7 protein-coding genes are annotated in these 5447 nt (G+C 72.8%); 1 reads left to right on the plus strand and 6 read right to left on the minus strand.

From position 1 onward, the window contains the following. The 6 genes from AOK09_RS05845 to AOK09_RS05870 form a co-directional block, all read right to left on the minus strand. Nucleotides 1-453, minus strand: a 453-nt coding sequence (locus tag AOK09_RS05845) for an NADH-quinone oxidoreductase subunit J family protein (RefSeq protein WP_169796994.1), incomplete at its 3' end; no start/stop codon positions are given. Beyond that, nucleotides 450-1082 carry a NuoI/complex I 23 kDa subunit family protein gene (locus AOK09_RS05850; RefSeq protein WP_055586043.1) on the minus strand — a complete coding sequence of 211 codons (633 nt, stop codon included), beginning with the start codon at nt 1080-1082 and terminating at the stop codon, nt 450-452. The genes AOK09_RS05850 and AOK09_RS05845, both read right to left, overlap by 4 nt. Continuing rightward, nucleotides 1082-2041 (minus strand): NADH-quinone oxidoreductase subunit NuoH, encoded by a 960-nt coding sequence (gene nuoH / locus AOK09_RS05855; RefSeq protein WP_055586044.1) that lies wholly within the window; start codon nt 2039-2041, stop codon nt 1082-1084. Before nuoH ends, AOK09_RS05850 begins: the two co-directional genes overlap by 1 nt. Further along, nucleotides 2038-3393: an NADH-quinone oxidoreductase subunit C gene (locus tag AOK09_RS05860; RefSeq protein ID WP_063795852.1), complete on the minus strand. Its 1356-nt coding sequence runs from the start codon at nt 3391-3393 to the stop codon at nt 2038-2040. Before AOK09_RS05860 ends, nuoH begins: the two co-directional genes overlap by 4 nt. Beyond that, entirely contained in the window at nt 3390-4181 is a 792-nt protein-coding gene (locus AOK09_RS05865) for an NADH-quinone oxidoreductase subunit B (RefSeq protein ID WP_245687141.1), read from the minus strand. Before AOK09_RS05865 ends, AOK09_RS05860 begins: the two co-directional genes overlap by 4 nt. Further along, on the minus strand, nt 4172-4621 hold the full coding sequence (locus AOK09_RS05870) for an NADH-quinone oxidoreductase subunit A (RefSeq protein WP_079062792.1): 450 nt from the start codon (nt 4619-4621) through the stop codon (nt 4172-4174). Before AOK09_RS05870 ends, AOK09_RS05865 begins: the two co-directional genes overlap by 10 nt. Before the next feature lie 271 nt (nt 4622-4892). Between AOK09_RS05870 and AOK09_RS39970 the strand changes: the two genes are divergently transcribed. Next, nucleotides 4893-5447, plus strand: a 555-nt coding sequence (locus tag AOK09_RS39970) for a sensor domain-containing protein (RefSeq protein WP_169796995.1), incomplete at its 3' end; no start/stop codon positions are given.

Here is a 5447-nt window from a genome sequence, read left to right on the forward strand (position 1 = left end):
GCCGGATCCGGCGCCGAGGTCCACCCAGGTGGTGCGGAACGCGTCGACAACCAGGGTGACCAGCGTGGCGGCGGCCACCGCGGCCACCCCCAGGGCGACCGGCCGGTTACCGGAGTCGGCATCCGGGGAGCGGCCTATGGGTGCCTTGGTGAGCATCAGCCCGAAGAGCACCAGCACCACGACGGAGCCGATGTAGATGAGGACCTGGACCCAGGCGATGAACTCGGCGGTCAGCAGCAGGAACTCGACGGCAAGGCCACCGAGCGCCACCACCAGCCAGAGCGCGGCGTGGACCAGCTGGCGGGTGCTGACGGAGAGCACGGCCGAGCCGAGGACGGCCAGACCGACCAGCACGAAGACGATCTCGACCCCGGTGGGCGAGAGAAAGGAGTGGCCCTGTGAGGAGAGCGGGCCGGCGGCGAGGAGGACGGAGGTGGCGGGGGCTGCGGTCACTTGTCCTGCTGCTCCTCTGCGCTCTCCGCCGAGGTGGCCGTAGCGGTTCCGGTGGCGTCCCCAGCGCTGTCGGACGCGGTGGGAGGCGTGGCACGGGCTGCTACCGCGGCGGCGGCGAGCTTGTCGGCGGCCTTGCGGGCGGCGGCGATCTCCTTGGGCTCCTCGGCGGAGGGGTCCAGGGCAGGCGGGGCGGGCACGGTCCACATCCACTCGCGGAGCCGGTCCCGCTCATGGGTGAGGTCGAGGATGTCGGTCTCGGCGTACTCGAACTCCGGCGACCAGAAGAGCGCGTCGAAAGGACACACCTCGATGCAGATACCGCAGTACATGCAGAGCGAGAAGTCGATGGCGAAGCGGTCGAGCACATTGCGGGTACGCGCCCGGGCACCCGGATCGGCCGCGGGCAGCGTCTCCTTGTGGGAGTCGATGTAGATGCACCAGTCGGGGCACTCACGGGCGCAGAGCATGCAGACCGTGCAGTTCTCCTCGAGCAGGCCGATGACGCCGCGGCTGCGCGGCGGCAGCTCGGGCTGCACCTCGGGGTACTGCGCGGTGACGGCCCTGCGGGTCATCGTCCGCAGGGTGACAGCAAGGCCTTTGGCCAGGCCGCGGCCGGGGAGGGGAGCCATCAGGAGATCACCACCTTGACGATGCCGGTGAGAAGCAGCTGGGCGAGGGAGAGCGGGATGAGCACGGTCCAGCCGAAGCGCATCAGCTGGTCCTGGCGCAGCCGGGGGTAGGTCACCCGCAGCCAGATCACCACGAACGCCAGCACCAGGGTCTTCAGCAGCGTCCAGAGCCAGCCCAGCCCGTCGGAGAACGGACCGTGCCAGCCCCCGAGGAAGAGGACGGTGGTCAGCGCGCAGAGGACGAGGATGCCCGCGTACTCGGCGAGAAGGAAGAGAGCGAACCGCAGCCCGGTGTACTCGGTGTAGGCGCCGAAGATGATCTCGGAGTCGGCCACCGGCATGTCGAACGGCGGCCGCTGCAGTTCTGCCAGGCCCGCGGTGAAGAAGACGAATCCGCCGATGATCTGCCACGGGATCCACCACCAGTGGAAGGCGTCGACGATCCCGGGGAGGGAGAGGGTCCCGGCCGCCATGGCCACCGATGCGGCGGCGAGCAGCATCGGCAGTTCGTACGACATCAGCTGCGCGGCGGTGCGGAGACCGCCGAGGAGGGAGAACTTGTTGGCGGACGCCCATCCGGCCATCAGCGAGCCGAGCACACCGATGCCCATCACGGCCAGCACAAAGAACAGACCGGCGTCGACCGCCTGACCGACCAGGCCGTTCGGCCCGAGCGGGACGGCGATCAGCACCACCAGATAGGGCAGCAGGGCGACGGCCGGGGCCAGGCGGAAGATGCGGCGGTCCGCGCCGGAGGGGACCACTTCCTCCTTCTGCACGAACTTCACGCCGTCGGCCACCAGCTGTGCCCAGCCGTGGAAGCCGCCTGCGTACATGGGGCCCAGCCGGCCCTGCATATGGGCCATCACCTTGTGCTCGCTCTGGCCGATGACCAGGGGGACCACCAGGAAGACCACAAGGGTGGCGACGCAGCGGAGCAGCGCGTCCAGCAAGGTCATGCGCCGTCTCCATCCGGGCGGGGCTCGGTGTCGTTCTGCGGCTCGGCGCTGCCGGTCGCAGGCCCGGGGTCGCTGGTCGCGGGCCCGGTCGCGGGCTCGGCACCCGTGCCGGGCTCAGGCTGCGGCTCGGCGTCGGACCGCGGCTGGGCGCTGCCGGCTGCGGGCGCGGGGTCGCTGGTCGCGGGCCCGGACGCGGGCTCGGCAGCAGTGCCGGGCTCAGGCTGCGGCTCGGAGGTACCGGTCGCAGGCCCGGAACCCGTGCCGGGCTCAGGCTGCGGCTCGGCGGCGGACTGCGGCTCCGAGGTACCGGGCGCGGGCTCGGCACTGCCCGCTGCAGGCCCGGTCGCGGGCTTGGCCTCGGGCTTGGGCTCAGTCCCGGGCTCGGCAGTGCTTGCCTCGCCCCGGGCCTCCGGCTCGGGCTCGCCCTCGGGCCGGGGTTCCGGGCTGGGCGCTGTCTGCCAGGGCGCGTCGGGGGTCCGGCGGCGTTCCCGCTGCGGGCCGGGCGTGGCTCCGGCGGCCGGCTGCGCGCCGGTGTCGTCGGAGGTCTGCGGGCTCTGGACCTGGGTACCGACCTCGTCCGGGGCCTCGGCAGCCTCCGGGGCGGCGGCCTGACTGGCCGAGCCGGCGCTGACGCTCCGGGTACGACGGGGACGATCGGCGCGCACCGGACGCTCCCCCGCCGTCCCGGCCGCGGCCGCAGCACGCCCCGCCGCTCCGGCACGGGCGCCCCGGGCGGGGCGTTCGGCGACCGGCGGCAGGGTGCCCTTGAGCGGTCCCCATTCGTTGGGGTCCGGCACTCCCGGCGGCAGCATCCGACGGCGTCCGGCCGCCGGCTGGCCCTCGCCGTGGTCGCTCTCGCCGGGCTCCTTGGCGCCGGGCCAGGCCTTGGCGACCCTTGCGGCCAGCACGAACTCCTTGCGCAGCGGGTGCCCCTCGAAGCCGTCCGGGAGCAGCAGCACCGCGAGTCCCGGGTGACCCGGGAAGTCGATGCCGAACATCTCGTGGGTCTCCCGCTCGTGCCAGGAGGCGCCGGCGTAGACGCCGGTGGCGGTCGGCAGCGAGGCGGCGTCCCGCGGAACCCGGGTACGCAGCAGCAGATGCCGGACCGGGGCCGCGTCGCCGACGGCGGCGAGGTGGGCGACCACCGAGAAGCCCTCGGCCAGTTCGTCGACGGCGCTCAGCCAGTCGAAGTAGGCCAGCCCGAGGGCGTCCCGGGCCGCGGTGAGCGCCTCGGTCCAGTGGTCGGCCGGTACGTCCACCGTGAGCAGTTGGTGGCTCTCCTCCGCTGCGGCCCATTCGCCGACGGCGGCCGCGACGTCCTCCGGGGAGCGCGGGATGCGGTGGAGGGTCACTGCTCTGCTCCGGGGGTGTCATCGGCGGGGCCGGCGACCAGCGGGCGGCGCAGCGCGGCGTCGGGGATGCGGGCGGCCGCCCCGGGTGCCGCGGACGCCCCACCGTTCCGGCCCTTACCGTTCCGGCCCTCACCGTTACGGCCGTTGCCGCCTTCGTCGCCGTTGTCGGCGTAGCGCTCGGCCAGGGACTCGCGGGCGATCTTCTCCTGCAGCTTGAGGATGCCCTGGAGCAGCGCCTCCGGCCGCGGCGGGCAGCCGGGGACGTAGACGTCCACCGGGATGATCTGGTCGACGCCCTTGGTGACCGAGTAGGAGTCCCAGTAGGGGCCGCCGGAGTTGGAGCAGGCGCCGAAGGAGATCACGTACTTGGGTTCGGGCATCTGCTCGTAGAGCCGCTTGACGGCCGGGGCCATCTTGTCGGTCACGGTGCCGGAGACGATCATCAGGTCGGCCTGGCGCGGCCCGGGGGCGAAGGGGATGACGCCCATCCGGATGAAGTCGTGCTTGGCCATCGAGGCGGCGATGAACTCGATCGCGCAGCAGGCCAGACCGAAGTTGAAGCACCAGAGGCTGTAGCGGCGGCCCCAGTTGAGGACGACCTTCACCGGGTCGGGCGCCAGCCTGGCCAGCGGGCCGATGCCACGCCGCGGGGCGGCCTCGCCGGGCTGCGACGGGTCGGGGATGCCCAGCTGGACCGGGCCGCCCACGGCGGAACCGTGGCCGTGTCCGTGGCCGGAGCCCGGGTCCGACCCGGTGCCGTGGGAGCTGCGAGCAGGGATCACGTCCATTCCAGGACGCCCTTCTTCCAGGCGTAGAGCAGGCCGGCCGCGAGGAACCCGACGAAGACGAACATCTCCACCAGCGTCCCTGCGCCGTAGCCGGGCGCTGCGAACACAGTGGCCCAGGGGAACAGGTAGATCGCGTCCACCGCGAAGATCACATAGAGGAAGGCGTAGATGTAGTAGCGGATCTGGGTCTGCGCCCAGCCCTCCCCCACCGGGTCCACGCCGCACTCGTAGGCGAGGAGTTTCTCAGCGGTGGGCGCCACCGGCCGCATGAGGCGGTTGGCGGTGAACGCGACCGCGACGAAGAGCACGCCGACGACGGCCAGCAGGCCCACCGCCGAGTACGCGTGGAAGTAGCCGGTGCCCTTCGAGGGGTCGGCCGCAGCCGCGGCGGCCTGCTGTGCGAGCTGCCCCACCGCGTGGGGCGCCTGCGTTGCCTCCATGATCGGTGTCCCTTTACGCAGCCATGACTTTCGTACGCCTGGGAGTCTAGGTCCACCCACCCCCCGCCTGTGCACCCCTCCCGCGGTGCAAGACGGCGACACTTTCCGGCCGGCCGGCCCACCGCCGCCCGGGGTGGGGTTATCCCCCGCCTGTGGAGGGCGATCAGCCCCATGGCCGCGGACCGTCCACGGACGGCAGGCTTGGACCTTGTCAGCTGGGGATCCGGCCGCGGTCGCGGCCGGGTCGATCGGGAGAGGGACGGTACACACCATGGAGGGCCGACAGCGCCTCTCGGAGAGATCCAGGGTTCCAGGCGGGGACCGGGCGACTGAGCCCCGTCCCCTCTACGGGGCGGAGACCTGGGCCGCGGTGGGTCATCTGCTGCTGAGCTTCCCCATGGGCCTGGTGGGGTTCGTCTACACCGTGGTCCTGCTGTCGCTGGGCGCGGGCCTGGCCGTGACCGTGGTGGGTCTGCCGCTGCTGGCGCTTGGCCTGCTGGGCTGCCGGGGGCTGGCCGCGGTGGAGCGGCTGCGGGTGGAGCGGCTGCTGGGCGAGCGCATCCCCGCGCCGAGCCCGCTGGTGCCGCGCCGCCCGGGTGTCGCGGGGTGGCTGGCGGCGATGCTGGCCGACGGGTTGAGCTGGCGGGCGGCCCTGTACTTCGTGGTGCTGCTGCCCTGGGGCGTGTTCACCTTCGGGGTCGCCCTGGCCGTACTGATCGTCGGCTGGCCGGTGCTGCCCTGGGTGGTGCGCAGCCTGGCGGCGGTGGACCGGATGCTCGCGGTCTCGCTGCTGAGTCCGTCCGACCTGTCGGAGCGGGTGCGGGAG

The organism is Peterkaempfera griseoplana (genome assembly GCF_001418575.1).
GTDB lineage: Bacteria > Actinomycetota > Actinomycetes > Streptomycetales > Streptomycetaceae > Peterkaempfera > Peterkaempfera griseoplana.

Coding starts and splice junctions, on each gene's coding strand:
- AOK09_RS05865 (WP_245687141.1), bottom strand. CDS start 4,181: ATGGACGTGATCCCTGCTCGCAGCTCCCACGGCACCGGGTCGGACCCG.
- nuoH (WP_055586044.1), bottom strand. CDS start 2,041: ATGACCTTGCTGGACGCGCTGCTCCGCTGCGTCGCCACCCTTGTGGTC.
- AOK09_RS05850 (WP_055586043.1), bottom strand. CDS start 1,082: ATGGCTCCCCTCCCCGGCCGCGGCCTGGCCAAAGGCCTTGCTGTCACC.
- AOK09_RS05870 (WP_079062792.1), bottom strand. CDS start 4,621: ATGGAGGCAACGCAGGCGCCCCACGCGGTGGGGCAGCTCGCACAGCAG.